At 59.1% G+C, this 26017-nt stretch carries 27 protein-coding genes and 1 tRNA gene; 8 read left to right on the top strand and 20 right to left on the bottom strand.

All coding sequences use genetic code 11. The features are described from left to right. Window positions 1-6 precede the first annotated feature (6 nt). From ilvB to DBAC_RS02070, 9 genes are read right to left on the bottom strand one after another with little or no spacing between them, the layout of a single operon-like run. A complete protein-coding gene (gene ilvB, locus DBAC_RS02110) occupies window positions 7-1695 on the bottom strand; it encodes a biosynthetic-type acetolactate synthase large subunit (protein ID WP_012805618.1) in 1689 nt (562 codons plus the stop codon). 6 nt (window positions 1696-1701) lie between these two features. After that, window positions 1702-1932, bottom strand: coding sequence for a DUF465 domain-containing protein (locus DBAC_RS02105; protein WP_012805617.1), 231 nt, complete (start codon window positions 1930-1932; stop codon window positions 1702-1704). Window positions 1933-1949: 17 nt separating this feature from the next. Next, window positions 1950-2270 carry a DUF167 domain-containing protein gene (locus tag DBAC_RS02100; RefSeq protein WP_012805616.1) on the bottom strand — a complete coding sequence of 107 codons (321 nt, stop codon included), beginning with the start codon at window positions 2268-2270 and terminating at the stop codon, window positions 1950-1952. A 5-nt stretch (window positions 2271-2275) separates the two neighbouring features. Then, window positions 2276-2569 (bottom strand): YggT family protein, encoded by a 294-nt coding sequence (locus tag DBAC_RS02095; protein ID WP_012805615.1) that lies wholly within the window; start codon window positions 2567-2569, stop codon window positions 2276-2278. Between the two features lie 54 nt (window positions 2570-2623). Beyond that, complete coding sequence (locus tag DBAC_RS02090; protein ID WP_012805614.1) at window positions 2624-3298, bottom strand: HAD family hydrolase; 675 nt, start codon at window positions 3296-3298, stop codon at window positions 2624-2626. A 2-nt stretch (window positions 3299-3300) separates the two neighbouring features. After that, window positions 3301-4953, bottom strand: coding sequence for an AMP-binding protein (locus tag DBAC_RS02085; RefSeq protein ID WP_012805613.1), 1653 nt, complete (start codon window positions 4951-4953; stop codon window positions 3301-3303). A gap of 25 nt (window positions 4954-4978) precedes the next feature. After that, the gene (locus DBAC_RS02080) at window positions 4979-5548 is read right to left on the bottom strand and encodes a helix-turn-helix domain-containing protein (RefSeq protein WP_012805612.1); all 570 of its coding nucleotides are present in this window, start codon (window positions 5546-5548) and stop codon (window positions 4979-4981) included. A gap of 16 nt (window positions 5549-5564) precedes the next feature. Beyond that, window positions 5565-6329, bottom strand: coding sequence for a hypothetical protein (locus tag DBAC_RS02075; protein ID WP_012805611.1), 765 nt, complete (start codon window positions 6327-6329; stop codon window positions 5565-5567). Between the two features lie 22 nt (window positions 6330-6351). Next, window positions 6352-6726, bottom strand: coding sequence for a hypothetical protein (locus DBAC_RS02070; RefSeq protein ID WP_012805610.1), 375 nt, complete (start codon window positions 6724-6726; stop codon window positions 6352-6354). A 166-nt stretch (window positions 6727-6892) separates the two neighbouring features. On the opposite strand from DBAC_RS02070, the gene DBAC_RS02065 reads away from it, so the two are divergent. Beyond that, on the top strand, window positions 6893-7090 hold the full coding sequence (locus DBAC_RS02065; protein ID WP_012805609.1) for a twin-arginine translocase TatA/TatE family subunit: 198 nt from the start codon (window positions 6893-6895) through the stop codon (window positions 7088-7090). 54 nt (window positions 7091-7144) lie between these two features. On the opposite strand, the gene DBAC_RS02060 is transcribed toward DBAC_RS02065, so the two are convergent. The 5 genes from DBAC_RS02060 to DBAC_RS02040 form a co-directional block, all read right to left on the bottom strand. Then, complete coding sequence (locus DBAC_RS02060) at window positions 7145-8017, bottom strand: hypothetical protein (RefSeq protein WP_012805608.1); 873 nt, start codon at window positions 8015-8017, stop codon at window positions 7145-7147. A gap of 67 nt (window positions 8018-8084) precedes the next feature. Continuing rightward, window positions 8085-9014 carry a tRNA (adenosine(37)-N6)-dimethylallyltransferase MiaA gene (gene miaA, locus DBAC_RS02055; RefSeq protein WP_012805607.1) on the bottom strand — a complete coding sequence of 310 codons (930 nt, stop codon included), beginning with the start codon at window positions 9012-9014 and terminating at the stop codon, window positions 8085-8087. Continuing rightward, window positions 9011-9553 carry a pantetheine-phosphate adenylyltransferase gene (gene coaD / locus DBAC_RS02050; RefSeq protein WP_012805606.1) on the bottom strand — a complete coding sequence of 181 codons (543 nt, stop codon included), beginning with the start codon at window positions 9551-9553 and terminating at the stop codon, window positions 9011-9013. Before coaD ends, miaA begins: the two co-directional genes overlap by 4 nt. Further along, window positions 9538-10098, bottom strand: coding sequence for a 16S rRNA (guanine(966)-N(2))-methyltransferase RsmD (gene rsmD, locus DBAC_RS02045; RefSeq protein WP_012805605.1), 561 nt, complete (start codon window positions 10096-10098; stop codon window positions 9538-9540). Before rsmD ends, coaD begins: the two co-directional genes overlap by 16 nt. 2 nt (window positions 10099-10100) lie before the next feature. Beyond that, on the bottom strand, window positions 10101-11744 hold the full coding sequence (locus DBAC_RS02040; RefSeq protein WP_012805604.1) for an MBL fold metallo-hydrolase RNA specificity domain-containing protein: 1644 nt from the start codon (window positions 11742-11744) through the stop codon (window positions 10101-10103). Between the two features lie 149 nt (window positions 11745-11893). On the opposite strand from DBAC_RS02040, the gene DBAC_RS02035 reads away from it, so the two are divergent. Further along, window positions 11894-12745: an HDOD domain-containing protein gene (locus tag DBAC_RS02035; RefSeq protein WP_012805603.1), complete on the top strand. Its 852-nt coding sequence runs from the start codon at window positions 11894-11896 to the stop codon at window positions 12743-12745. A gap of 3 nt (window positions 12746-12748) precedes the next feature. Here DBAC_RS02035 and DBAC_RS02030 read toward each other — a convergent pair whose 3' ends face one another. Next, window positions 12749-13729: a response regulator gene (locus DBAC_RS02030; protein WP_012805602.1), complete on the bottom strand. Its 981-nt coding sequence runs from the start codon at window positions 13727-13729 to the stop codon at window positions 12749-12751. Window positions 13730-13905: 176 nt separating this feature from the next. Between DBAC_RS02030 and DBAC_RS02025 the strand changes: the two genes are divergently transcribed. Together DBAC_RS02025 and ftsY are read left to right on the top strand one after the other, a co-directional pair. Beyond that, window positions 13906-14604 carry a Smr/MutS family protein gene (locus DBAC_RS02025; RefSeq protein ID WP_012805601.1) on the top strand — a complete coding sequence of 233 codons (699 nt, stop codon included), beginning with the start codon at window positions 13906-13908 and terminating at the stop codon, window positions 14602-14604. Between the two features lie 34 nt (window positions 14605-14638). Further along, on the top strand, window positions 14639-16213 hold the full coding sequence (ftsY, locus tag DBAC_RS02020) for a signal recognition particle-docking protein FtsY (protein WP_012805600.1): 1575 nt from the start codon (window positions 14639-14641) through the stop codon (window positions 16211-16213). Window positions 16214-16248: 35 nt separating this feature from the next. Here the strand turns inward: ftsY and DBAC_RS02015 are convergent, their stop codons facing one another. The 3 genes from DBAC_RS02015 to DBAC_RS02005 all read right to left on the bottom strand — a co-directional run bounded on the left by DBAC_RS02015 (window position 16249) and on the right by DBAC_RS02005 (window position 19138). Next, window positions 16249-16668, bottom strand: a complete 420-nt coding sequence (locus DBAC_RS02015; protein ID WP_012805599.1) for a DUF1499 domain-containing protein — start codon at window positions 16666-16668, stop codon at window positions 16249-16251. A gap of 70 nt (window positions 16669-16738) precedes the next feature. Then, the gene (locus DBAC_RS02010) at window positions 16739-17584 is read right to left on the bottom strand and encodes a pseudouridine synthase (RefSeq protein WP_012805598.1); all 846 of its coding nucleotides are present in this window, start codon (window positions 17582-17584) and stop codon (window positions 16739-16741) included. A gap of 90 nt (window positions 17585-17674) precedes the next feature. Next, window positions 17675-19138 (bottom strand): HD domain-containing phosphohydrolase, encoded by a 1464-nt coding sequence (locus DBAC_RS02005; protein ID WP_012805597.1) that lies wholly within the window; start codon window positions 19136-19138, stop codon window positions 17675-17677. A 173-nt stretch (window positions 19139-19311) separates the two neighbouring features. On the opposite strand from DBAC_RS02005, the gene DBAC_RS02000 reads away from it, so the two are divergent. Next, window positions 19312-19388: transfer RNA gene (locus DBAC_RS02000), tRNA-Pro, on the top strand. A gap of 480 nt (window positions 19389-19868) precedes the next feature. On the opposite strand, the gene DBAC_RS01995 is transcribed toward DBAC_RS02000, so the two are convergent. Then, the gene (locus DBAC_RS01995; protein ID WP_012805596.1) at window positions 19869-20900 is read right to left on the bottom strand and encodes a PEP-CTERM sorting domain-containing protein; all 1032 of its coding nucleotides are present in this window, start codon (window positions 20898-20900) and stop codon (window positions 19869-19871) included. 837 nt (window positions 20901-21737) lie between these two features. On the opposite strand from DBAC_RS01995, the gene DBAC_RS01985 reads away from it, so the two are divergent. The 3 genes from DBAC_RS01985 (at window position 21738) to DBAC_RS01975 (ending at window position 24189) form a co-directional block, all read left to right on the top strand. Further along, window positions 21738-22849, top strand: a protein-coding gene (locus DBAC_RS01985) for an IS3-like element ISDba1 family transposase (protein ID WP_092194752.1) whose coding sequence is annotated in 2 segments (ribosomal slippage) — window positions 21738-21987 and window positions 21987-22849 — 1113 coding nt in all. Because the reading frame shifts where the segments join, the coding sequence is not laid out codon by codon here. Window positions 22850-22939: 90 nt separating this feature from the next. Continuing rightward, the gene (locus DBAC_RS17540) at window positions 22940-23764 is read left to right on the top strand and encodes a rhodanese-like domain-containing protein (RefSeq protein WP_012805594.1); all 825 of its coding nucleotides are present in this window, start codon (window positions 22940-22942) and stop codon (window positions 23762-23764) included. Then, on the top strand, window positions 23761-24189 hold the full coding sequence (locus DBAC_RS01975) for a MauE/DoxX family redox-associated membrane protein (protein WP_012805593.1): 429 nt from the start codon (window positions 23761-23763) through the stop codon (window positions 24187-24189). The genes DBAC_RS17540 and DBAC_RS01975 overlap by 4 nt, the downstream gene beginning before the upstream one ends. Here DBAC_RS01975 and pabB read toward each other — a convergent pair. After that, on the bottom strand, window positions 24186-25919 hold the full coding sequence (pabB, locus tag DBAC_RS01970; protein WP_012805592.1) for an aminodeoxychorismate synthase component I: 1734 nt from the start codon (window positions 25917-25919) through the stop codon (window positions 24186-24188). The genes DBAC_RS01975 and pabB overlap by 4 nt on opposite strands. Between the last annotated feature and the right edge of the window lie 98 nt (window positions 25920-26017).

The raw sequence follows: 26017 nt of genomic DNA, 5'->3' as shown, positions 1-26017 counted from the left end.
GGCCTCCTAAACCAGCAACATTTCCGACAGGGCCGCGCCTGCCGGGACCATGGGCGCGACGTTTTCCTCGGGCTCCACGCGCACATCGACGATGACCGGACCCGGATAGGCGAAGGCCTCTTTCAGGGTCGCCTCCAGATCCTCGGGTCTTTCGACCAGAAATCCTCCGGCCCCGTAGGCCTTGGCCAGGGCCACGAAATCGGGGTTGGTGTGCAGGCAGGTGGCGCAGTAATTCTTCTTATAGAAAAGTTCCTGCCACTGCCGGACCATGCCCAGATACCCGTTGTTCAGGATGACGATCTTGACCGGCACCTGGTAGCTGACCGCCGTGGCCAGTTCCTGGATATTCATCTGGATGGAGCCGTCGCCGGCGATATCGACCACCAGCTTGTCCGGAAAAGCGAACTGGGCTCCGATGGCCGCCGGAAAGCCGTAGCCCATGGTTCCAAGGCCGCCGGAGGTCAAGAGGGTGCGCGGTTTGCGGTAGGTATAGAACTGCGCGGCCCACATCTGGTTCTGCCCCACCTCGGTGGCGATGATGGCCTCCCCTTTGGAGAGCTCATGAATTTTCTCCACTACCCACTGCGGCTTGATGGACCCGCCATTCTTTGCATAGCCCAGCGGATGGGAAGCGCGCATCTCGGTCAGGGAGGTGTTCCAGGTCTCGTGCTTGGCCTGCCAGTCCACGTCTTTGATCTTGGCCGCCTCTTCGATCAGTCCGGCCAGGGCCTGCTTGCAGTCCGCGACAATGGGCACATCCACGACCACGTTCTTGCTGATGGAGGTGGGGTCGATGTCGATGTGAATGATTTTGGCCCGTGCGGCAAAGGAATTGACCCGGCCCGTGACCCGGTCGTCAAAGCGCGCGCCCACGGAAATGAGCACGTCGCAATTGTTGATGGCCATGTTGGCCGTGTAGGTCCCGTGCATGCCAAGCATCCCAAGCCACTGAGGGTGGTCTCCGGGAAACGCGCCAAGGCCCATGAGCGTGGTGGTGACCGGCAGATGGAACGTTTCCGCCAACCGGGTCAGCTCCTCGGCGCTGTCGGAGGAGATGACACCGCCTCCGGCGTAGATCACGGGCTGCTTGCTCTGGGCGATAAGCTCCGCGGCCTTGCGCAATTGTTTGCGGTTCGGATTCACGTTGGGATTGTAACTGCGAAGGCTTATGGTCTCGGGATAGGAAAATTTGGTCTTGGAATTGACTACATCCTTGGGCAGGTCAATGAGGACAGGCCCCGGCCTGCCGGTCCTCGCAATATAAAAAGCCTGCTTGATGGTCGTGGCCAAGTCGGCGACATTCTTGACCAGATAGTTGTGCTTGGTGCAGGGCCGGGTGATGCCCACGATGTCGGCTTCCTGAAAGGCATCGTTGCCGATCAGGTGCGTGGGCACCTGCCCCGTGATCACAACCAAGGGAATGGAATCCATGTAGGCCGTGGCGATTCCGGTCACGGTGTTGGTCGCACCGGGCCCGGAAGTGACCAGGCACACGCCCACCTTGCCCGATGCCCTGGCGAACCCGTCGGCTGCGTGGACTGCGGCCTGCTCGTGACGGACCAGAATATGTTTGATCGGGTGCTTGGGGAGTTCGTCATAAATGTCGATGACCGCACCCCCGGGAAATCCGAAAATGAGATCAACCCCTTCCCGCTTCAAACACTCCATTAGAATCTGGGCACCGGTGAGGACCATGGTTTCCTATCCCTCCTGACGTTTGTATTTCTCAAGCAAAGCCTGGATCCGGGTCTTGCCGGCCAGCTTTTTCTTTTTGTATTCTTTCACTTCCAGATCTTCAGCAGGGGAAAGCACGGCTTTGCCCGAGTAGCGCTCCAAAAGTTTTTCAAAACCCACATGTTCCTCCCACAGACTCTTGAGTTCCTCGTCGTGACCCAAGTTCGCCGCAATCAGTTCGAGGTCTTGCTGTTCCATAGGATGTCTCCTTAGCGTTATGGTTTGCCCAATGCCTTTTCCGAAAATACCTTCCAGTCAGGCTCTTCCTCCACATCCAGCAGCAGGTTCTTTTGCCGGGACGCATGCCCGGACTCGATGACCACCTGCGAAGCCTTGATTCCCAAAATTTTGGACACAAACACGGTCAACGCGCTGTTGGCCTTGTTATCGACGGCCCTGGCCTGCACCCGGATCTTCAAAAAGTCTCCATGCAGGCCCGCAACTTCAGTTTTCCTTGCCCCGGGCTGGACCCAGATCCCAAGCCTCCAGCCTCCATTCTTGGCCGGTCCGGCGAAAACCGGGTGGTCCGTACACATGAGTACTAAAACATCATCTGCGACATCAGTCGAGCCAAAAAAACCTGCACGAATTTGATGCCCAGGACCACGACAAACGGCGAGAAATCAATTCCGCTGATATACGTGAACGGCAACCATTTGCGAATACGGTAGAAAACAGGCTCGGTCAGGCTCCTGATCCCGCGCACGATGGGATTATACGGATCGGGGTTGACCCAGCTCATGACCACGGAGGCGATGACCACCCAGAAATATAAAGACAACACGCTGTCGGCCACATAGTAAACAGCCGCAAAAAGACTCGAAAAAACAGGCATGTAACATTCCTCTCAAAAGACGCTGACGCTATGCGCAGGCGTCATGTTTTCAGGCTAATCGATTATCTCGCAAAAACCCGTCTCAAACCATTGCCGCAGTTCATGAAAACTGTCCACATGCAGTTGGGCCCTCAAATCCGGGTTCCGATAAGCCCAGAACGGGACCCCGGCCCGGTTCGTGGTCTCCTGGTCAACGGAAGAATCCCCAAGATAGGACATCTCCTGCGCTGGCAGGCCCCAGGTTTCGACGATGCGCCGCAGGCCCTCGGGGTCGGGTTTTGGCAGGGCCACCTTGGCGGCGGTCATGACAGGATGGAAGAAGCGGGTCAGATCGAACCGCTCCAGCACCTTTTCCATGGAATTCTTGCGATTGGTGTTGACGGCCATGCGCACTCCCAGCTTCTCCAGGGTATGAAGCAGCTCAAAAAGCCCCGGCTCCGGCACCATGCGGTCGATGAAATCGTCATAGGTCATGTGTCCCTGCACCTCTACCGCCTTGGGCATGAGGTCCGCCGGGATGATCCGTGCCATGGCCTTGTCCACGGTATGCATGAAGGCGTAGTCCTCATCTTCCCGGCTCATGGGCGCAAGTCCCAGGGCCAGGAGGATGTGGTTGTAATAATGACGGTTCACATCCCTGGAATCGAAAAGCACCCCGTCACAGTCAAAGACCACGCCGCGAATCCGGCGCAAATCGAAACGGCGGGACTGGCCCGCAGCAGCTGTCATGTCTACTCCATGGCCTCCGGAAAGTACTGCCCGGCCAGGTCGCGGAGCTTGAATTTTTGAATCTTGCCGCTCGCGGTCATGGGATATTCATCCAGGAAGACCACGTATTTCGGAATCTTGTAGCGCGAGATCTGACCACGGCAGAAGTCGCGGATATCCTCGGTGGCGTAGTCGAAGCCTTCCTTCAGGATGACGAACGCCCCCACTTCCTCGCCGTACTTGCGGCTCGGGACGCCGACGACCTGCACGTCCTTGATGCCTTCCATGCGGTACAGGAATTCCTCGATTTCGCGCGGATACACGTTCTCGCCGCCGCGAATGATCATGTCCTTCAGGCGGCCGGTGATGCTCAGGTAGCCGTCCTCGTCCATGGTGCCGAGGTCTCCGGAATGCATCCAGCCGTCGGGGTCGATGGCCTGGGCCGTGGCGTCGGGGTTGTTGTAGTAGCCCTTCATGACGTTGTACCCACGGCAACAGACCTCACCCTGCACGCCGGGAGCGACGGGCTCGCCCGTTTCGGGGTCGACCACGCGTACCTCGATCTCGGGCATGGCCCGGCCCACGGACGTGGTGCGCTGCTCGATGGAGTCGTTGACCCGGGTCTGGGTCATGACCGGGGAGGTTTCGGTCAGGCCGTAGCAGATGGTGATCTCCTTCATATTCATGACGTCCATGACCTTTTCCATGACCGGCGCCGGACACGGTGAACCAGCCATGATGCCCGTACGAAGCGATGAAAGATCATAACGCGAAAAGGAGCGATGCTCGAGCACGCTGATGAACATGGTGGGCACGCCGTAAAGAGCGGTGCACTTTTCCTCCTCGACGGCGGCCAGGACCATGAGCGGATTGAACCCCTCGAGGATGACCAGGGTGGCGGCGTGGCTGATCGCGGCCAGGACTCCCAGCACGCAGCCGAAGCAGTGAAAGAGCGGCACAGGCAGACAGACCCGGTCATTATGGGTGAATTTCTGGTTTTCGCCGATCCAGAACCCGTTGTTGCCGATGTTGTAGTGGGTCAGCATGACGCCTTTGGGGAAGCCGGTGGTGCCCGACGTGTACTGCATGTTGACCACGTCGTGCGGATCAAGGGAGGCCTGCCGGGCGCGGTAATCCTCTTCGGTGGTGACCCGGCTCAGCGCCAGCAGCTCGGGCATGGAGTACATGCCCCGATGTTTCTCCTGCCCCAGAAAGAACACCCGCTTCAAATCCGGGAATTTTTCGCTGCGCAGATATCCCCGCTCCTGGGTTTTGAGCTCCGGAACCAGTTCATACACGGTCTGCACGTAATCGGTGTCCCGAAAGGAATCGATGAGCAGCAGGTTCTCGCACTCGGACTGCTTGAGCAGGTATTCCAGCTCGGCCGTTTTATAGAAGGTGTTGACCGTCAGCAAAACAGCCCCGATCTTGGCCGTGGCGAACTGAAAAGCGACCCAGTACGGCACGTTGGTCGCCCAGATGGCCACCTTCTCGCCTTTCTGCACGCCCATGGCCATGAGACCCTTGGCCAGGTTGTCGACCAGTTCCCCGAATTCCCGGTAGGTCATCCGAAAATTCCGGTCCACGTAGACCACGGCTTCATTGTCCGGGTGCTGCATGATGGCTTCATCAAGCATCTGCCCCAGGGTAATTTCTCGCAACGCAGGCTTGTCCATGACTCCCCCTTTGGATGACACCGGACTATTCCGGAAAATAGAGCACCGCATAAATGGAGGCCGGAGCATTCCCGCCAGCCGCCACATGATGCGGAACGATGGAATTGAGATAAATGGAATCCCCCTTGCCGAGGGTCAGCACGTCCTTGCCGTACGTGATCTCGATGGAACCTTCGTGCACGACAATGAACTCCTCGCCTTCATGGCTGGACAGCTTTGGCTCCCCGCACGCTGCGGGCATGAGTTCGACAAAGAAAGGCTCCATGTGCCGATCGGTCTTGCCCTTGCCAAGAGAATAGAACTTCATGTCCACGGAACAGCCCTTGCCGCCGAGCATGCTCAGACCCTCTTCCCGTTCTCCCAGACGCACGATGAGCGGGTCCTGACCCAACTCGTCATCCAGAAAAGTGCCCATGCGCACACCCAGCCCCCGCGCGACCTTGAGCAGCGGCCCAAGGGAAGGATAGACGGAATCGTCTTCCAGAGATTTTAAAAACGCAACTTCAAGTCCCGTGCGCTGGGCCAGGTCTTCAAGACTGATCTCGTTCATTTCCCGGAATCGTTTGACACGCTTGCCGAGTTGCTCTTTGCTCATAAACCGTTCTCGCTGGTTAAAGGTTCAGAGGACGGGCCGTTAAAATGACGGGCTCGGGCAGGTCGATCCTGCGGCCGCAGACGCGTTCCGCCGCTTCTGCGTCCACTACGCAGCAGACCAGCCCAGCTAGGTTGCCTTCGCAAGGCGAAAAACTCAGATCCATGGACACAAGCTCGCGCACCACGTCTTCGTCGGAAATAAAAAGCCGCGCGCCCAGAGGCAGAAACAGAAGCAGTGAAGGCAAAAGGCTCTTCCACGGCAACTCCACGCAGGCCCTGGGGAAAAGGGCCTCATCCGAAACGCCGGGCTGGGTGAAACTTTCCTCGTCGTCAAGGCCGAGCACCGCGGCAAAGCCGTCCCGCGCGGCTTCAAAGCGGCCTTCCTGCTCACGGATGCCCACGAACTGCTCTTCGCGGTACAGGGCCATGGCCAGCAAAAGCTGGGCTTGGCGCCGCAGATCCCCGAGGGTCGGCTCTTTGGGAGCATCCCTCCCGGTCAGCTGCGACTTAATGTCCATTGTCGTGTCGGTGTAAAAATTATCGAGCCCTGCGGCCTGGTAGGCCTGCATGTCCGAAGACCTCGGAAAACGCTCGCCGAATTCCATGTAGCTTCTGAGCATGCTGCGGACCTCCGCGGGAGGGCACGGCAGCTCGGCCGGACGCCATCGAGGCAGTTCCGTGGCCATGTCCACGCCCGGATCAAAAAAAACAACACCGTCCGGCAGGGGGCCGTGGCCCAGATTCGGATGCAGCCATGGAAAATGCACTATCATATCGGTCATTTATCAATCTCCTTAGATGCAATCATTCGTCATGAGAGAGCTCAAAGCGACGACAACGGCCCGCGCAAGGGGGCAGACGCAACACGCAGACTCCTTCGATGAAATGACGGCACAGAATTTCCCCGGCATCATCCTGCAGGGCCGTAAAATTTGCACAGTCCCAGTCAATGTTCAAGGCTTGCGCCATGCGATGCTCCCAAATTCGCCCGGCCTCCTCGGAGGTCAAGCCCAAAATCTCACCCCGCACCACAAATTCGTCGAAACGGCCTTCCAGAGCGCTCAGCACGGTGCAGGAAAATTCTGCGCGCAGCCCCGGGTTCATCGATTCTTCATACAGGCAACTCCCGGCGACCCAGAAACGGCAAGCATCGCCGGGCATGTGCAGCAGCGGGTTCACGAAAACTCCGCAAAACGGCAGGCCGCAGCACGAAAAATCAGGAGACGGCTATTTGACAAATACATTCCATCCCTTCGGAAACCAAGGTTTTTCTTCCACAAGGAAGAGTTGACCTGCCCGAAGCGCTATGTGTATATGAGGCGCAATCATTTCCGAGGAGGCATACATGTTTGGCATTGGTATCCCTGAGCTTCTAATAATACTGGTCATCGTCCTGGTCATTTTCGGGGCCAACAAGTTGCCTGAAATCGGTTCAGGAATGGGCCGGGCCATAAAAAACTTCAAGAAAGCCACTGGCGAGCCTGAAGAAATCGACGTCACACCCAAGTCCGAGTCCAAGGACGCATCCGACAAAAAAGAATAAGCTCCCCTGTTTTTCCACAAAAAATCCCGGCCCGACCGGGATTTTTTGTGGGCGCTAACGGACCTCCACGGTCAGCCCCTGAGTCTTGGCAGCGTCCCCGAGGCGTCTGGCCAATGCATCCCTGGAGCGGGTCTGAACCCGCCAGACACCGACCATGCCGGACCCGTCCATCTCAACGCCAATCAGCGTCTTGCGCTGGACTTCCTCGCTCCAGGAATCCATAAGCCGGTCGAATTCCATGGGTCCCATGCTGGACAGCCAGCCCGAAACACGAACCAGCAGACCCGACTCGCCCCGCACGTTAAGCCCGGAGCGGGAAAAATAGTCTTTCCACACCGCGAGCCAGACCTCGTCCAGGGTCTTGGCCGTGTGGGTGGATCTCCATTCGCCAAGAGTCAGCACCCCGGTCCAGGCTCCCAGCTGGGACAGCGCAAGGACCGGCACGTCCGGGGCCTGGGTCACGGTCGGCCTCAGGCCGGACAATTCCTGCAACGCTCCAAGGCGCTTGGTGCGCGAAGGTTCCACGCCGGACAGCTGCAACACGTACGGCCACTGGTCCCGAGCCGTGAACATGACCCCAAGGCCCTGCAGCCGGGTTTTGAGGCCGGGTCCGTGAATACGTACCGTCAGCGTGCGGTAGGCTTCCGTGGCATTGACGGCGTCGCCGGCGGCCTGGACCTCGCTGTAGCCCAGAATAAGTGAATCGCGCTCCTTGGACAGAATCCCCATAAGCGTCTCCATCCGCGACTGCGCGAGCTGCGTCCCAAGAACGGCCTCAATCTCCTGCGTCAAAGCCGCATCGAACGCCCGGTCCACGAACGAAGCCTGGCCTTCGGCGCTCTCCACGGGCACGCGCACCTGCTGGTCCGCAGCGGCCGTAAAAGCGCCGCACAGCGCCAGCATCAAACACAACACGCATCTGAGCATTGGTCTCTCCTTCTAACAAAAATTCTACCGCGAGCCCCGCCGGGCCGCAACCTGGACACAAACAGGTTCAACCGGCGGAAGCCGACTCCAGGAACTGCCTGGCCCGGGTTACGATACCATCCACGTCTTCGGGATGGTGCCAGAAAATCTCGCTATCCTTATTGAACCAGGTCAGCTGGCGCTTGGCGTAGGCCCGGGTGCTGCGCAGCCAGTCACGGCGGGCCTGGTCAAGGCTCACTCCGTCGAGCATGACGGCCAGAAGCTCCGGACAGCCGATGCCGGAAAACCCCGGCGCGAAGCGGTCCGGACAGCCTGCATAGGCCAGCCGCACTTCGTCCTGGGCTCCGGCCTCAAGCATCAGATCGATACGCCGCGCCAGACGCGGCGTCAGCGAGGCCAGGTCGGCGGAAAGCCCGATCTTGAGCACCCGCAGGCCCGCGGGACGGCAAGTCCGGCCGTGCCACCAGGTCAGGGTCTGGCCCGTGGCGGTGAACACTTCCAGGGCGCGGCAGATGCGCTGGGGGTCGTTGGGATGGATTTTGGCGGCATAGTCCGGATCGATGAGCTGCAAACGGCCGTGCAGAACCTGCGAACCCTGATCACGGCACTCGCGGACCACGTCCTCCCGGATCTGCGGATCAATGTCGGGAATGGGAGCCAGTCCATCGACAAGACTTTTCAGATAAAGGCCGGTCCCGCCGACAAGGATGGGTGTCAGCCCCTGAGTTTGATAGGTTCCGGCCTGATCCATGATTTCGCCGGCAAAGGCCCCGGCCCGGACAGGGGTGTTTATGGGCAGGTATCCGTACAGGGCGTGCGGACAGACGGCCCGCTCCTCTGCCGTGGGCTGGGCCGTGACCACCCCGAGTCCGGCATAGACCTGACGGGAATCGAAATTGACCACTCCGCCGCGAAGCGCCTGGGCCAGAGCCAGCGCCGCCGCGGTCTTGCCCGTGCCCGTGGCTCCGACCAGACAAAGAAGCGAGATGTCCGTCATGTTTGCTGCGGCTCTCCGGAAGCGGACAGGGCCTTGGCGCTCCGCTGTTCATCCATGCGCGCGACCACGCGGGCCAGGATACTTTCGGGCACCAGCCCTTCGACCACTCCGCCGAGTCTGGCCACATCCTTGATGATGGTCGAACTGATGTAGAGCCAGCGGTAATCCGTCATCATGAAGACTGTGTGGATGCTGGGCTTGAGTTTGCGATTCATGAGGGCCATCTGAAATTCGTATTCGAAATCCGAGACCGCCCGGAGGCCGCGCAGGATCGTGTTGGCCCCCTTGCTCGGCACGTACTCGACCAGAAGTCCGGAAAAACCCTCCACCTCGACACGCAGTTGTCCGCGAAAAACCTCGCGGATCATCTCCACCCGCTCGTCAAGGTTGAAAAGAGGGTTCTTGCCCGAATCCTTGGCCACGGCCACGATGACCCTGTCGAAGACTTCCAGCCCCCGCCGCACCAGACTCAGATGCCCATTGGTGAAAGGGTCGAAGGTGCCCGGATAGACCGCCACCCGCTCTAGTTTCTGCGCCATACGCAAATCCTCGTTTGCCCGTAAAGTTTGTCTCGAAGAAGAAAGAGGTCCTGCCTCGGGGGGTTCTCGAACCTGAGCCCCGCTTCCACTTCGGCGCACACAATGCCGTCCGGCGCGAGCGCTCCGCGTTCCAGCAGCAGCCCCAGGGTCGGAAGCAGCAGGTCCTTTCCATAGGGCGGATCGATAAAGACCAGCTCGAACGGTCCGCAGCCGCTGGTGCCGAGCCAGCGCAGGGCGTCTGTCTTGGCCACGCTGCAGCGTGGCCGCTCAACGCCGAGAGCCTCCAGATTGGAACGGATCAGGGTTGCCGCCTGGGCGGCCTTCTCCACAAAGACGGCGTCCCGGGCTCCCCGGCTGAGGGCCTCGATGCCCAGAGAGCCGCTGCCCGCGAAGATGTCCGCCACCCGGGTCTCCCCCCAATCCACGCCGAGGGACTCAAGCATGGAGAACAGGGACTCCCGCACCTTGCCCGTGGCGGGCCGGTAGCCCGGCCCCTCGGTGGTGCGGATCTGTCTGCCCCTGTACTCCCCGGCGATGATGCGCACGCCTAGTCCTGCTTGGGCTTTTGCTTTTGTTCAAACATCAGCTCCGACATGATGGAGCTCAAACGCGAGTTGATGGCCAGCAGGCTGCCGCGGATCTCGACCTGATTGGTCTGGCCCATGCGCTGCAGGTAATCGACCCGCTCCCGCACCTGGACCAGCTTTCCAGAGGTCTCCTCCAGCAGGTAGTCCCAGTCGATGCGCGGCGCGGCCAGCGTCGGCCGGGCGGTCAGCTCGAAACGGCCGCCCTTTTCGAGCAGGCATTCATCCAGATAGTCCGGTATGTGCACGGTCAGTTTAAACTTCTCCCGGATCAGATCGGCCAGGACCTTTTGCCCCGAATGCTCGCCATGAATCAGATAGACCTGCATCTCGGGATTGCGCAAATGGGACAGCCAGTCCAGAATCTGGGTCTGACCGGCGTGGCCCGAAAAGCCGCCGATGGTGAATACCTTGGCCTTGACCGACAGTTCCTCGCCCAGAATCCGGATGCTCTTGGCCCCGTCGACAATGCGGCGGCCAGGGGTTCCTTCGGCCTGGAAGCCGACAAAGACAATGGATGCGCCGGTTTTCCAGATATTGTGCCGCAGATGGTGCTTTATGCGCCCCGCATTGGCCATGCCGCTGCCCGCGATGACGATGGCCGACTCCTGGGACACGTTGATGGCCCGCGACTCGTCGGGGGTCAGCGTAAAGCGCAGGTTGGGCAAATCCAGGGGATTCTGGCCGTTCTTGACCAATTCCTTGGTCTGCTGGTCATAATAGTCCCAATGGCGCCTGAAGATTTCCGTAGCCTTGATGGCCAGCGGACTGTCCAAATAAACGGGCATGTCCGCCGGCAGCAGCCCTTCCTGAAGCAGGAGATGGAGTGTGTAGAGCAGCTCCTGGGTGCGCTCCACGGCAAATGCCGGGATGATGACCTTTTCTCCGCGCTTGTAGCTGTAGGCGATGGCCTCGGCCAGTTCCTGTCGGCTCTGGGTCTCATTCTTGTGGTTGCGCGAACCGTAGGTTGACTCCAGAAAAAGAAAATCGGCCGTTTCCACGGTCTGGGGGTTGGGAACCAGCAGCTGATTGGGGCGCCCGAGATCCCCGGAAAAAACCAGCTTGGTCTCTTCGTCCCCTTCCTTGACCCACAGCTCGATGAACGCCGAACCCAAAATATGCCCGGCGTTGTTGAAAATCACCCGCACGCCCGGTTTCGGTTCAAAGACCTGATTGTATTCCTGAGTCTTGAGCTGCGTCAGCGCCTTCTGGGCATCCTCCACCGTGTAGAGGGGCTCCACAGGCGGAGCGCCGACCCGCTGCTTCTTGGTGCTGCGCCACTGCGCTTCGGTCTCCTGGATGCGGGCGCTGTCCTCGAGCATGATCCCAAGCAGATCCTTGGTCGGAGCCGTGGTGTAGACCGGACCCTTGAAGCCCTGGGACACCAGGCGCGGGAGCAGGCCGGAGTGGTCGATATGCGCGTGCGTCAGCAGGATGAAATCCAGGGATTCGGGACGATACATGCCGTTCTCGTCCCAGTTGCGTCCATCAATGTCCCTGTTGCCTTGATGCATGCCGCAATCAATGGCGAAACGGGTCTGCTCGCATTCGAGCACATAGCATGAACCGGTCACGGTGCGCGCCGCGCCAAGAAAAGTTATCTTCATAAATTTCTCCCTGTATTTCAGATAGATAAACACAAGCCAAAATATCAGCCCATTGCCCTGCTCCATCCGGTTGTGCTAGCCCCTCACGGATAAGAACGCATCAAGGCCCATGGCCGTGAAACAACCCTTTTCCACACAAAGACCAAATCATGATCAACCTGGACAAACTCAGCGACCGCGATCTGCCCCCTTTAAAACCCATGGTCTTAAGGCTTTGGCAGCTCCTGAACGCCCAAAATACCCGACTGCAGGAAATTGTCGAAGCCATGAGCGCGGAGCCTGTGCTGTGCGCCCGGATCATGGCCATCTCCAACTCGCCCCTGTACCGGGGGTTGGAAGAAATCAACAGCCCACAAAAGGCGCTGGTCCGGCTGGGCTTAAACGAGGTCAAGGGAATCGTCTACTATTTGACCCTCTCGGACTCGGTGCGCCAGAACGCCTTCCCGCCCTCGTTCTCTGTGCGCAAATTCTGGACTCACAGCCTGAGCACGGCGCTCCTGTGCAAGAAACTCGCACAGTTCTACCCGCATCTCTTCCCCATGACCCCGGAGGAACAGGACAGCACCTACCTGGCCGGCCTGCTCCACGATATCGGCTATGTGGTCATGGCCTCGCTGCTGCCGGGAGAATTCACGACCATGACCAGGCTTTGGGAAGCGGGCGGAAATTCGCCTCTTGAGATCGAGGACGAGCTTTTCGGCGTCAGCCACCCGATCTTAAGCGCCAAGGCCCTTAAATTGTGGAAATTCCCGAAAAATGTCCAGCTTGCGGTATACGCCCACCACCGCGCCATTTCCGACGACTCCCCGCCGCCGGCCATCATGCTCCTCAAGCTGGCGGACTACCTGGCCACGGATACAGGCTATCACTTCAATCCCATGTTTTCAGCTGAGCTCAAACGCCTGACGCTCCCCGTCTTTCTCCTGGAGAACGACTTCCAGCCAGTGATCGAGGAAGTGGCGCTGAAAGTGGAGATGCTTGTCAGCCAAGCCTTCGATTGACGATCAATCCTTCGGAAAAAGAGTCTGCGCGACCTGAAGATTGAGGTCCACGGTACCGGTATAGCCCATGATTCCAAGGGGCATGGGCTCCGTCATTTTCTCGCACAGCCAGCCCCACAGCACATCTCCGGTTCGTCCGAACTGCCTGTAGTCCCCGCGCACACGCACGCACAGATACCGCGCCGCAAGCGAGACATGAGTGGATGGTTCCGTATTTTCCTGAAATTGATACTCGCTGATGACCGAGGCCAGACGCGCCAGCAAAAAACGCGTTCCCTCCTCATTGAGGTCGGGAGAAATGAGGCATAGAAAACCGTTGTTCATGGATGCCAGACGGTCATAATTGCGCAGCTGCCTCCTGAGCGAAGACCATATCCCGCCCTTGAACCATTCCAGCCAGGCTTCCCCGTAGCTGACTCGCAGGCCGCCAAGGCCGGGCACGGAAAGGATGCTCATGGAAAGCCAGCCCTCACGGCGGCCGATGCGGTTGACCTCCTCGTGCAGGAAGGTGCGCAACCCTTCCGGGGTCAAAAGGCCGGTCTCCGCGTCCACGAGCCGGGAGGCCCCGAACTCGCGGCGCAACGACATTGATCGCAGGCCGCGCTTGATCTTCCACTCAAGCTCCAGATCCATCCACGTCCCGAGCATATAGTCGTCGATGTCGTCGGAGCTGGTGAAAACAGTGACCAGGTCCTCTTCGGGACCAACCAGGATGATGTAGACGGGAGGCAGAGAGCGCCGGGCCTCCCGGGCACGCACCAGGGCGCACAGCTCCAGTCCCGAGATGTCGATGCCGCGGGATGCCACCAGCAGGCAATTGTACTCGGTGTCCTCGCTCAGGGCCAAGGCCCTCAGGTGTCCGCGCACATGGTCGACTTGCACATCAAGCCGCTCAAGCACGATCATCATTTCCCGTGCGAGATCCTCATCCGGTTCGACGACCAGGAATCGAAACCGATCTTTTTCCTGAGGGGGTGTACTCATGCGTGCTTTCTCTGATTCCGGCAGATGTGAATGAAGAAGCGCCTGGATTTGACAAGGTTTCCGGGTAGCAGACGAGCGGGCTCCTTGTCCACAAACCGGGCGGGAGGGCCTGGCTTAAGATTTTGCCCTTGCCCACATTATTGTGTATTGAGCCCTGACCACTGCGGAAGTCATGCATGCATAATCCATTCAAATCACTTGACAAAGACCCGTCTCTGCGATCCCGGCTGAAAAAAAAGGCCCGCCGCGGAAAAACCGCGCCGTCCGCAGCTGCGGACCGTGGCGCCACCGAGCGGGAACACGAGTCCGAGGCAGAGCTGTTTTTGCATGCCTTCTCCGACGTGGAGCCTTTGACCAAGGGCGGCCGCGACATCGCCGGAGCGCCCAGGCCCAAGGAAGTCGTTCCGGTGCCGCCGCCGTCTTTTGCCCGGCTGCTGGAAGAAAATATCGAATTCGAAATGGAGTACACCCACGAATTCATCACCGGCCAAATCCGCGGACTGGATGCCAAGATCTTTCGCAAGCTCAAAAGCGGGGAATTCAGCGTGCAGGGGCATCTCGACCTGCATGGCATGAATACGGACCAGGCCAAGATCGCGGTGATTGACTTTTTGCGGCGCAGCTACATGGAAGGCAAGCGCTGCGTGCTGCTCATCCCGGGGCGGGGGCGCAACTCCCCTCTTGGCCAGGGGGTGCTGCGGCAGGAGCTGACCAACTGGCTGACCCAGGCTCCGCTGAAGCGCATCGTCCTGGCCTTCACCACCGCCCTGCCCAGGCACGGCGGAAGCGGGGCGGTCTACCTGCTGCTGCGCCAGGTGCGCAAGGACCAGGGCAAGATCGTCTGGGAAAATATCTTTACCGACCTTGACGGCTGATTTTTTTCGAACATCTCCACCAAAGGACCAGAAAATGGGCTTTTTCTCACGCATAAAAAAACTCTGGGGAGCGGACGGCGAACCTCAGGACGCGACGTTGCCGCAACAAACGCCGGCACATACACCTGACATCGACGAAAGAGCTGCCGAAGCAGCCCCGAAAAACCAGGAAAAAATTCCTGCTCCCGCACCGCCCGAGTCAAAGGCTGTGGCCGAGCCCCGCGCAGCGGCAGATGCGCCCGCCGAGGAGGCTGAAACGCGCAAGGAAGGCGGATGGCGCAGGCTGTTCGGACTGGGCGGTAAAACCGAAGAAACGCAGCCCCTGGCAGAAGAGACGCCGCAGAAAGCGCCGCAATCACCGCCTCCTGCCGAAATGCTTTTCCAGGAAAAACCGGTCGCCAAGGATGAACCCGCCCCGTGGCAGAAATCACTGCAGCAGGCCCTGGGCGAAGCGGAGCCCAGACTCTCGACCTGGATGGTCCACATCCTGGACGGAGTGAGCAGACGGGGCGACGTGTTGTGGGAGAGGCTCAGATTTCTCTTTGCCCAGCTCGACGTGCCGGCCGAGGAAGCGCAGGACTTCATCCGCCGTTTCGACAAATGGCTCCTGGACATGGAATACGACCATGTCGATGAATTCCGCTCCGAGCTGCAATACCGCATGGCGCTGGCTCTTGAACTCGAAGACGAGGAAGACGAGCGCAACAGGCTCTTCCTGAAGCTCTCAGCCGGGCTTGGCAAGACCCGTGAACAGCTTACCATGCGCATCGACCAGCTCCTGGCCATGACCGGCAACTACGACGACGCGTTCTGGGAAGAATTGGAAGAAATCCTGCTCATGGCCGACGTGGGCGTTAATGCCACCCAGGAGCTTTCCAAACGCCTGAGGCCCAAGCTGCGTCAGGCCGGAGAAAGAGACGCGGCAACCTTCAAGACCCTCATGAAGGAAGAGCTGGCTTCGGTCTTCATCGAACCCAAGACTCCCAAAGTGTCCCAGCCCCCGGAAGTGGTGCTCATGATCGGCGTCAACGGCGCCGGCAAGACCACCACCATCGCCAAGCTGGCCCACCGCGCCCAGATGCAGGGCCGCAAGGTCCTGGTCGCGGCCGGAGACACGTTCCGCGCGGCGGCCATCGAGCAGTTGCAGGTCTGGTCCAAGCGGGTCGGAGCCGGGTTCTACGCCAAGGCGCATGGCAGCGATCCGGCGGCGGTGGCCTTCGAGGCCGTGGAGTACGCCATGAAGGAGGGCTATGATCTGGTCTTCGTGGACACGGCCGGACGCCTGCAGACCAAGCACAATCTTATGGAAGAGCTGAAAAAAATTAACAGGGTCCTGGGCAAGAAGCTCGAAGGCGCCCCGCACCGGACCATCCTGGTGCTGGATTCGACCACCGGCCAGAACGCCCTGTCCCAGGTCAAACTCTTTTCCCAGGCATCGCCCGTGGACGAGATCGTGCTGACCAAACTCGACGGGACAGCCAAAGGCGGAATCATCGTGGCCATCGCCCTGGAATTCAAGATCCCCATCAGCTTTGTGGGTCTGGGCGAAAAAATGGAAGACCTGCGCCCCTTCTCGGGCCAGGAATTCGCCAGCGCCCTTTTCGATTAAACCTGTGCGGGCAGGATCTTCCTGCCCGCAGGCCTCTACTTCAGAGTCTCTGCGGCCATGGTCTTGCGCAGCAACTCCACCCTGCGCCGATTCGCCCCCATGTCCCACCAGCCGAGCCGAGACGCCGAGCGGACCTGGATGGTGCGCCCGTCCAGCCTGCACTCCAGATCATCCACAAAGCCGAAGAGCCGGGAGCGAAAGGTCGCATGCAGATACCCGGCCTCCTCGCGCTCGATGCTCCCGCCCAGGGAGACTATGGCCAGCCGCAGGCGCTCCCAGCCATCTTTGTCCGGCAGTTCGAACGGCGCAAGGTCGGTGTCGGAGACTTCCGAAGAGACGCAGTTGGGTGATGACGGACATGGCCGCAGGCGGCCGTTCTCAAGGCCTTGACCGACAGCTGCGGAGCAGGAGGCAAGGCCAAGACAGACCAGGATCGCCAGACACGACTTTTTCATAGTTTTTTTCCCTGATGGTATCGCAGGTTGGGGCATCCGCGCAGAGCGTGATGCATGCTCTGCACGGTTCTCAATCGGAATCAAAGGCAGACAAAAGGCCTTCCACTTGCACGGAATCGACGCACGGCCAATCCGGCAAAAGCGAGGCCGTGAAGCCGGGCATGTCAAGACGCCAGTGGTGCAGATACAGCCCGCCGGGTTCGCACACGCCGTAGACCGGGTCGCCGATCAGCGGATGGCCCGCATGCGCGAGGTGGGCGCGAATCTGATGCCTGCGCCCTTTAAATATCTTCACCAGCAGCAGCGTATTGCCGTCAATTTGGCGCAGCGCGCGGACCCGGGTCCAGCGCAGGGGTTCGTCCTCATCCGCGGTCACGCGCACGACGCTGCGCTTGTCGTCCAGAATCCGCCCCCGGCATTCCAGAGTCGCCACTTCGCCACGGGCCAAAGCCAGATACCATTTGCTGACCTGGCCGGCGTCCTGCCAAACTTTATATGCCGCCGCATCCCGCTTTTCGGCCGCGGCCAGGACCAGCCCGCTGGTCAGGCAGTCCAGGCGGTTGAGCAGCTCCCAGCCTTCGAGCCCAAGCCCGGGCAGGCAGGATTCAAGACACGCCGCCTCCTGTCCGGCCACCGTATGCAACCCGTCAGGTTTGGCCAGCGCCGCGAAGCTCTCGTTGCGGTCGACAAGGCGGACATCGTGGCAGTCAGGAGCGGCATCTTCGGGTAGCGAGACGCGAATATGCTGGCCCGGCCGGATCAGGGCGCCCTTGGCGCACGGCCGGTCATCGACCAGAACCCGGCCGGCTTCGATCAAGGCCCGGCAGCGTCTGACGCCAAATCCCAGCTGCAGAGCCAAAACTCTGTCCAGCCGGATTGGCGGAAGGCCTTCAGGATAAAAAAAAGAATCAGTCATGAAAGTGCCGGTGAGTCAGGCCGCCCGCCGAAGGCTTACGCATCGGCCTTGGCTCCTGGATTTTTGATAATGAAGTGACGCGCCCTGGCATCACTGCGGGAAAAAGCCGGGCTGCTCCTGCTCGACAATGGACATCCAGGTCGCCGTCAGCTCCTTGTCCCACTGCGTGCCGGCTCCCCGGTCCAGGGCGTACATGACCTTGCCCAGAGGCAGGGACTGGCGGTAGGCGCGGTTGGAGGTCATGGCCTCATAACTGTCGACCAGACAAATGATCCGGGCCATGAAGGGCACGGCGTCGCCCGCCAGGCCATCGGGATAACCCTGACCGTCCATCCGCTCATGATGATGATAAATGATCTCCGTCACGTCGTTCATCGCTCCGACCTGCCCCAAAATCTCCCGGCCCATGGAGCTGTGACGCTTCATGTTTTCGTATTCGTCATCGGTCAGGGCGCCGGGCTTGTTCAGGATATGGTCCGGGATGCCAATTTTTCCGATATCATGCAGCATTCCGGCTATATGCAACCGATCAAGCTCCTTGCTCCCAAGCCCCAGCGTGCGCCCCAGGCGGCAGGCATACTCGGCCACGCGCTCCGAGTGACCACGGGTATAGTAATCCTTGAGCTCCACGGCCTGGGCAAAAGAGCGAATCACATCCTGGTTCATGGTCCGCAGACGCGAGTAGAGATGGGCGTTCTGCAGGGCCGATGCGGTATGGGACGCGAAAACACCCAGCAACTGCAGGTCCTGCTCGCAATAGAACGGATTCTCCTTGTCGCGGACCAGAGTGATGACCCCGATACGCTTCTGCGGCAGGTCCAGAGGCACGGCCATGACCGAGTAGGGAAAACCGCCCGGAAACAGGGCTGCGTTGAAGGATGATTGTTGCAGGGTGAAATGGTCGAGAAGATAGGATTTGCCGTGCTGCAGAATCCTGTTGCAGAGCTTGATCACAAAAACGCGCAGGACTTCGTTGGTTTCCAGCAGGCGACCCTGCATGAGGTTGGGCCCACGCTCCAGCATTTCCGGCAGGAGCAGGCAGATCGCGTCCGGAGAGAAATTCTCGCGCAGGTGGATCAGAAACTCGTCCACCACGGCCACACGGTTGAGCTGAGTGCCGAGCCGCTTGCTCAGGCCCAGCATACGCACCACGGCGGACAGCTTTTCCTGCTCCTTGCGGCTTCTGCGCTGTTCAAGGATGGAGCGCACCCGCAAAAGCAAATGCTTGATGTCGAACGGTTTGGCGATGTAATCCGCCGCGCCGTTCTTCATGATGTCCACGGCAGTCTCCGTGGTCCCGTAGCCGGTCATGACCAGAAAATCCACGTCCAACTGGCGCTTGCGTATCTGACTGAGTAAGTCCTGACCATTCATGTCGGGCATGCGCAAATCGCTGATGACCAGATCAAAGCCCTGCGCCCCGAGCTTGCCGAGAGCGTCCTGCCCATTGGAGGCCAGGGTCACGGCATGGCCGGCGCCCGTAAGCGCCTCTTCGCAAATTTCCCTGAGCGCGGGTTCATCATCCACCACAAGCACATGAAAAGCTGTCGTCATTTTCTCACCCCTCCGGAGAGATCGCAGGGCATAAATACGAAGGATCTTCCAGAGTTCGTAAATATTTGTGTACACGCCTTTTTAGTGAAAAAATGAAACGCTGACAACACGAGGAAAAACAAAAATAATCCTTGCCAACCAAAATCATCTTGGCTAGATAGCATTTCCTCAATCGGGATGTGGCTCAGGCTGGTAGAGCGCTGCGTTCGGGACGCAGAGACCGGAGGTTCAAATCCTCTCATCCCGACCATAAGAAAACAAGGGGTTAGATATAAAAGTCTAACCCCTCTTTCTTTTCAAAACTATCTCTCCCAGCACTATTCCCAGCACCCACCCCCTTTTCCACCAATTTTCCGGCGACAAAAAACTATTCTATCCAGAGCCCAAAGACCCTGCGCTTTTTGCTGCATATTTTCTTGGTTTGCCGGGACCGCGTCGCGCATCACTGCGAGATCATTGAGACAGGAAACGAGTGATGGAAACTAAAGCAAAGGACTCCCGTCCATTAACGCTGACGTGGTCACCACGCACAGTCGGGGCAGGATGCGTACAAACACACTCAAAGAGGGGTCAAAATTGGAGCCGATTGTGGGTCACTTTTCGATGCCGTTTGACATCCAAGGCTTCAATAGGAGTTCTACAATTGCTAACCTCGGAGCGAAGGCCTTTAGACCTGCGGGAAAGAATGCCAGTGAAGGCATCTTTCCCGCATTGCACCGGTCTGTAATAACTATTTTTTTCTGCGCAGATAGGCCAGTCCTAGAGCGCCGGTAGCAAGCAGTAACACTGTGGACGGCTCGGGGACAACGTTGGGGTCGTCGGGGTCGATGATGTCGTCGTCATTCACATTTGAAATCCTGAATGTTGACGTGAAAAACGTGGCAAATACGTTATCATCGCCGCTGGGATTGTTGGTGAGCAATTCCAGCCAAGTATCTCCATTTCGCAAGAAAGGATCAGCGCTGACATCGTTACCCAAGGCAAGATTGTAGAGTTCGTCATCATAGGCAGCGCCGATCTGATCGGGGTTGGGCGGGTTCAACGGACTGTCGCCTACACCGCCTGCTGTTATCAACGCGCCGTTTGCCGCTTCGAAACTGCCATCATCGTTTCCACCAGCGGCAGAGGTCAAAAGGCGTCCGTCCTCGTTCGAGGAAGTCTTGACCGTGACCCTCGTGTTTTGAGAATCTCCGTAACTGTAGCTAATCGCCAAGGAAAGAAATGCATCGCCCTCTGTGTACGGGGCTGCGAAATCAAGGCGGGTCGTGTCGCCACCCTGGGCCAAACCACCATCAAGAATGATGGCAGTCCCACCTAACGTGGATGGATTTTTATAGGCCACTACCAAGACCTCGCCATCTGAATCGCCCTGTTCTGTGATGGAAAAATCTGTCTGACCGGACTCGATTTTGCTTTTTACGATACTTGTTACGTCATAAAGACGGACGTTCACTGGGTTGCTGGCAGGGCGTGACAACAAGATGCCGTCATCGTTGGGTAAAAAAGTTTCTTCCAAAGTAACATCCCCAGCAACTCCCCCCCCCCATACATCCGCGCTGTAGAGCCAGGCGGCCAAAACGGAAGAACCGGCGAGGTTGCCTGTCTGCAGGAATCCTGACGCTAAAGAACTACTTCCCCAACCGTCGATTGCCAAAGCGGCATCCTGGTACGCTGCCCTCAAAAATGATCCCGCATGCGCATTCATGGCAATTCCGGCAGACGCCAGCAGTGCAAGACCTACGGATATCAATTTTTTTTTCATAAAACCCTCCGCAGTAAAATATTGCAATCCCTTCACATCCCCACCAAAAAATAGTCAGCAAACATCGCAACACAATCCGTTTCATCAAAAGCAATAAGTGATCCAACGGCGCAGACGCCTAATATAAAACAATTAATCGAAGATTACGATGGCAGCCAGAGGGTACAAAGTGTAAAGTTTTTCGAACGTGAACCGTTCTGTTTTTGTCGACCGCAACAAAATTCCTGAATTACTGCTGTCATTGTGAAGTCTGACTAAGGGCATGAGCCAGCACTAAATCACAAAAATAAGTTCAACGGGGAATAATCAAACTCGCGTGCAGCCCGAACTGTCCAATATCAGCATAAATCAGGGGAGAGTGCAGGATGTCTCCCCTACCTTGAAAGAATGTTGATTGGCCACGAAGTATCTAAAAAGCCTGAAGGTCAATTATTGATTTCTAGCTTTTTCAGAAGGTCGCACACGGTCGTGGGGGATGGCACCCATCAGGATGACCATTCAAGCTTTTCAACCCGCGCAGGAAGAGATTTTTTGATTACGCATGGAAAAAAAATCGACAAAATGTAAAGAGAATTTACATTAATTGGAAGGGTCAACTGAATGAACTTGCTGATGATAGCACGTTCTGCTTGAAAAGTCGGCGGGAGACTTAAGAACCCTCCCTCCAAATAATAACTTACGTCTCGACTTGCGCCGCGCAAGAAATGCTCCTCAGAGCATGCCCATACTCCCGTCGCTTTGGCGCCATGACGAATACATGAGTCACCCTGACCTGCCCGGCACTTTTCAGACCAGTCGAAACTTGAGATAGGTTCCCCCTCAACCACGAGGGAACTGATGAAAAAGGGACGATTTTCCGAAGAGCAGATGGTGGGCATCCTGCGCGAAGCTGACCGCAGTCCGGTGGCCCAGGTGGCCAAGAAGCATGGAATCAGCGAGCAGACGATCTATACGTGGCGACAGCGGTTTGCCGGCATGTCCGCCGATGACGTGAAGCGGCTGCGGTTGCTGGAACAAGAGAACACGCGACTGAAGAAGATCCTTGCGGAACGGGACCTCGAAATCGAGGTCATGAAGGAGATCGCCGCAAAAAAGTGGTAGGCGCACCCGCCCGACGCCTCCAGGTGGCATACGCCAGGAGTCGCGGACTTTCACAACGCAGGGCGTGTGCGCTGTTATCCACTTCCCGGTCGTCGCTCCACTACGAGTCACGGCTGGAGGCCCGGGACAAGCCACTGATGGCGGCTATGACAGATCTGGCTGCGACGTATCCGCGCTTTGGATATCGCCGGATCAACGTGTTCATGGAGCGTCTGGGGCATGTCATGGGCGCCGACAAGGCGTTCCGCCTGTGGTCCAAGGCCGGGTTACAGGTGCCCAGGAAGCGGCCTCGGAAACGAGTGGCGGCGTCCCGCCCGAGACCGCAACTGCCGATGGGAGCAAACGAACTGTGGGCGTACGACTTTGTCTATGACGCCTGCGCCAATGGTCAGCAGATCAAATGCCTGACTGTGGTAGACGAATACACGCGGGAATGCCTGGCTATAGACGTTGCCGGCAGCATCAGATCGGGCCGGGTGATCGAGGTGCTGTCCCGCCTGATCAGCGAACGTGGAGCCCCTCTGAGCCTGCGTTCTGACAACGGACCGGAGTTCGTGTCGAAGGCGCTGCTCAGATGGGCGGCTCAGGAGTCTCTGGATCTGGCGCTGATTGAGCCTGGGAAGCCATGGCAGAACGGTTTGAACGAGAGTTTTAACGGCAAATTTCGCGATGAGTGTCTGTCGATGGAATGGTTCCGGTGTCGGTCCGAGGCGCGGGTTGTGATCGAGGAATGGAGGCGGCACTACAACTCCATTCGTCCGCATTCAAGCCTGAACAACATGACGCCAGAACATTTCTGTCGGCAGTATGGGAAAAACCTGAACCGTGGGGAAACTCTCAAGAATTGAGTGGTCCGAAGTTTCCCGGCAGGTCAACCCCGCTCTTGCCTTGCAGGGCGTGAGATCGTAGAAACACGGCCACGTACCCAGGAGCACTACATGAAACCACCCATTTCTTTTGGAATAAAAACCGCGATCATCCTGGCCATTTCCGTCGGATTGGCACTGGCCTTCAACGCCACGCGGCCGGATAGGCTGCCTCTGGTCCATGATCCGGACAGCGCTGCGCAGGCCGCGGCCCAGCGAGGGGAAATATCTCTCGACGAGGCGGCCCTTCTTTTTGAATCCGGAAAGGCGGTTTTTGTCGATGCACGGGAAGCGGGCGAATACGCCCTTGGACATATCGAGGGAGCGCTTTCTCTTGATCCCGTCCTATTCGGACAGGAATTTCCAGCGCTGCGGGAGCATTTGGAAGAGGCGACAACAATAGTCACCTATTGCGATGGAGAGTTCTGCGAACTGAGCCATGAACTGGCCCAGCAGCTTCTGGGCATGGGCTTGCAGGATGTTCGAGTACTGAAAAACGGCTGGACGCTGTGGCGCGACCAAGGCCTGCCTACTGCCACGGGCAGCCAGACAACGGAACCGCCCCAGGCGCCGCAGGCTGAAGAAGCGTCTGTGAACGCCAGCACCGGGGAAACACCGCATGCAACGGAGCCGAGTGAACCCGAATCCGATCAACCGGCGCCTGCGCAGACCGGCCCCTCGGATCAGCAGCTTCAGCCAGCGCCTCCGAAGGAAGCGCCTGCGGACTCCTTTGCGCCCGAATCCGCTCCGCTTGGCCAGCCTCTGGAACCCGACCCGCAGGAAACGCTGGCCCCGAATCCGGCGCCGCCTGAACCGGAAGCTGAAACACCTTCCGCAAAACCGGCGCCTCCGGCCTCCCCCTCTCTTGATCCCGAAACCCTGGGAGAAAAATCATGAACGCAGCGTCTCTGGCCCGGGGTTCGCGCCTGGCCCTGGCCCTCGTCTTCCTGGCTGCCGCCCCGCAGAAAATCATGGCTCCGGCCGAATTCGCCGCCAGCGTGGCCAGCTACCTCATCCTGCCGGACGTGCTCGTCAACTTTACGGCCCTGACCCTGCCCTGGCTGGAAATCGTCGTGGCCATTCTGCTCGTGTGCCGGGCCTGGACCGGTCCGGCCCTGTTCCTGGCCAACGCCATGCTGGTCGTCTTTCTGGGAGCCGTGGTCAGCGCCTACGTCCGGGGCATCGACCTGAACTGCGGATGCTTCTCAAGCGCCCCTGCGGCCTCGGACGACATGGTCTTCTACATTGTCCGCGACGTCATCTTCGTGGCCCTGGGCCTGACGGCGGCGTGGTTCTACCGGCGCGGAAACGACGCCGACTAGGGGGCCTGCCCCTCTGCATCGACCAGAACGCATTCACGCCATCCGCGCACGGAATTGATCAGCCACAGCCTTGTGCAACGGCTCAGATCATCCACCCGCACCACTTCTTCCCTGATCCGTCCTTCATGCAGCAGCCGGGCACGCATTGTGCCCGGTAGCAGTCCGCAGGCAAGGGGCGGAGTGAGCAGCTCGCCGGCGATTTCAACGACCAGATTGGCGATGGTCGATTCCGTGACCTCCCCCCGCTCGTTCCAGAGCAGCACATCGTCCACCTCCGGCGCTTGCCTCCGGGCGCGATCGTAAACCTTTCGCCGCGTGGTCTTGTGGAAAAGAAACGGATCGGCCGCGTCCACCGCCGACAGGGCCAAAGACACCCGGCACGGCGTCGGTCCGGGCAGAGAGCGATGCTCGATGTTCCAAGACCCGGAACTGTCCAAGGTCAGGCGCAGCATACCTTCGAAACCATCCGCCGTCAGCACTTCCTGTTCAAGCGCGTCCCGCACGGCCTTGGGGTCGAGCCTGAAATCGAAATATGCGGCGCTATCTTGCAAACGCCGCAAATGCTCCGCGAGAAGAAAAATCCCCTTGTTTTTTTCCCAGCGCATGGTTTCAAGCAGCAGGAATTCCGGCTCCGGGGCGGCCAGCACGCGGGCCTTGATCCGCGTCTCGCGGAACTCCGCCGCAGGGTCCGAATCCCAGACAATGCCGCCGCCCACCCCGTACTCGGCCGTGCCCGAGGGCTTGTCGACCAGCACCGTGCGGATGGCCACGTTGAAACGCGCCTTGCGGCCAGGGCTCATCACCCCGATGCTCCCGGTATAGATGCGGCGCGGCGAAACTTCGAGTTCCTGAATGATCCGCATGGTCCGGACCTTGGGCGCGCCGGTGATGGACGCGGCCGGAAACAGGGCCGACACGACCCGCGCCGTCGACTCCAACGTGCGACCGCGCACCAGGGAGGTGAGCTGCCAGAGCGTCGGATAGCGCTCCACGCGAAAAAGTTCGGGCACATTCACGCTGCCGGGCAGACAGACCCGGCCGAGGTCGTTTCTGACCATATCGACGATCATCACGTTTTCGGCCCGCTCCTTTTCCGAGACTTCCAGCGCCCGGGCCAGCGCCTCGTCCTCTTCGGGCCAGCGCCCTCTCGGAGCCGTGCCTTTCATGGGGCGGGACCAGACATCCTCTCCCTCCCGTTCAAAAAACATCTCCGGCGATGCGCTGCAGATGGCGAAATCGGCAGTCTCGATAAAGGCTGCGTGGGGTGATGGCTGGCGGCGGACGAGGCTCTGGAAGAAATCCCAGGGAGCCGCACCAAAACGGGCGCGCAGGCGATGCGTGAAATTGACCTGATAGGTGTCGCCCCGGCCCAGATACTCGCGGATACGTTCCAGGGCGCGGCCATGGGCGCAGGCGTCCAGTTCCGAAATCCAGTCCAGGGCAGGGGCATACGCGGCATCCAGCGTCACGAAGGCGGGGGCGTCGAACAGCCCGAACCAGGCCAGGGGAAATGCGCCACAGGACGAATCGGGCATGGCCGGATCAAAGGCGCTGCCCGCTTCATAGGCCAGAAACCCTACCGCATGGAGCCCGCGCCCTTCCACTTCCGCTTCCGCATGGGCGATAAGCTGAGGCACCTCATCGGGGCGGTGGGCCACAAAAATGGCCCGGGGACGCTCGTAGCGTACCCAGGCCGAATGTTCTGTGGAATATATGACTGCGACGGACATGGCCAAGCCCTATCTTGCGCTCCGGCGCAACGCAACAGGGCAAAAAACCACCAACTTTTGGCCAGGCGCGAGCGCATCGCGGTATTCAGGCCGCCGTT

Origin of the sequence: Desulfomicrobium baculatum DSM 4028 (assembly GCF_000023225.1) — a bacterium.
GTDB lineage: Bacteria > Desulfobacterota > Desulfovibrionia > Desulfovibrionales > Desulfomicrobiaceae > Desulfomicrobium > Desulfomicrobium baculatum.
This window is presented reverse-complemented; position numbering and strand designations above follow the sequence as displayed.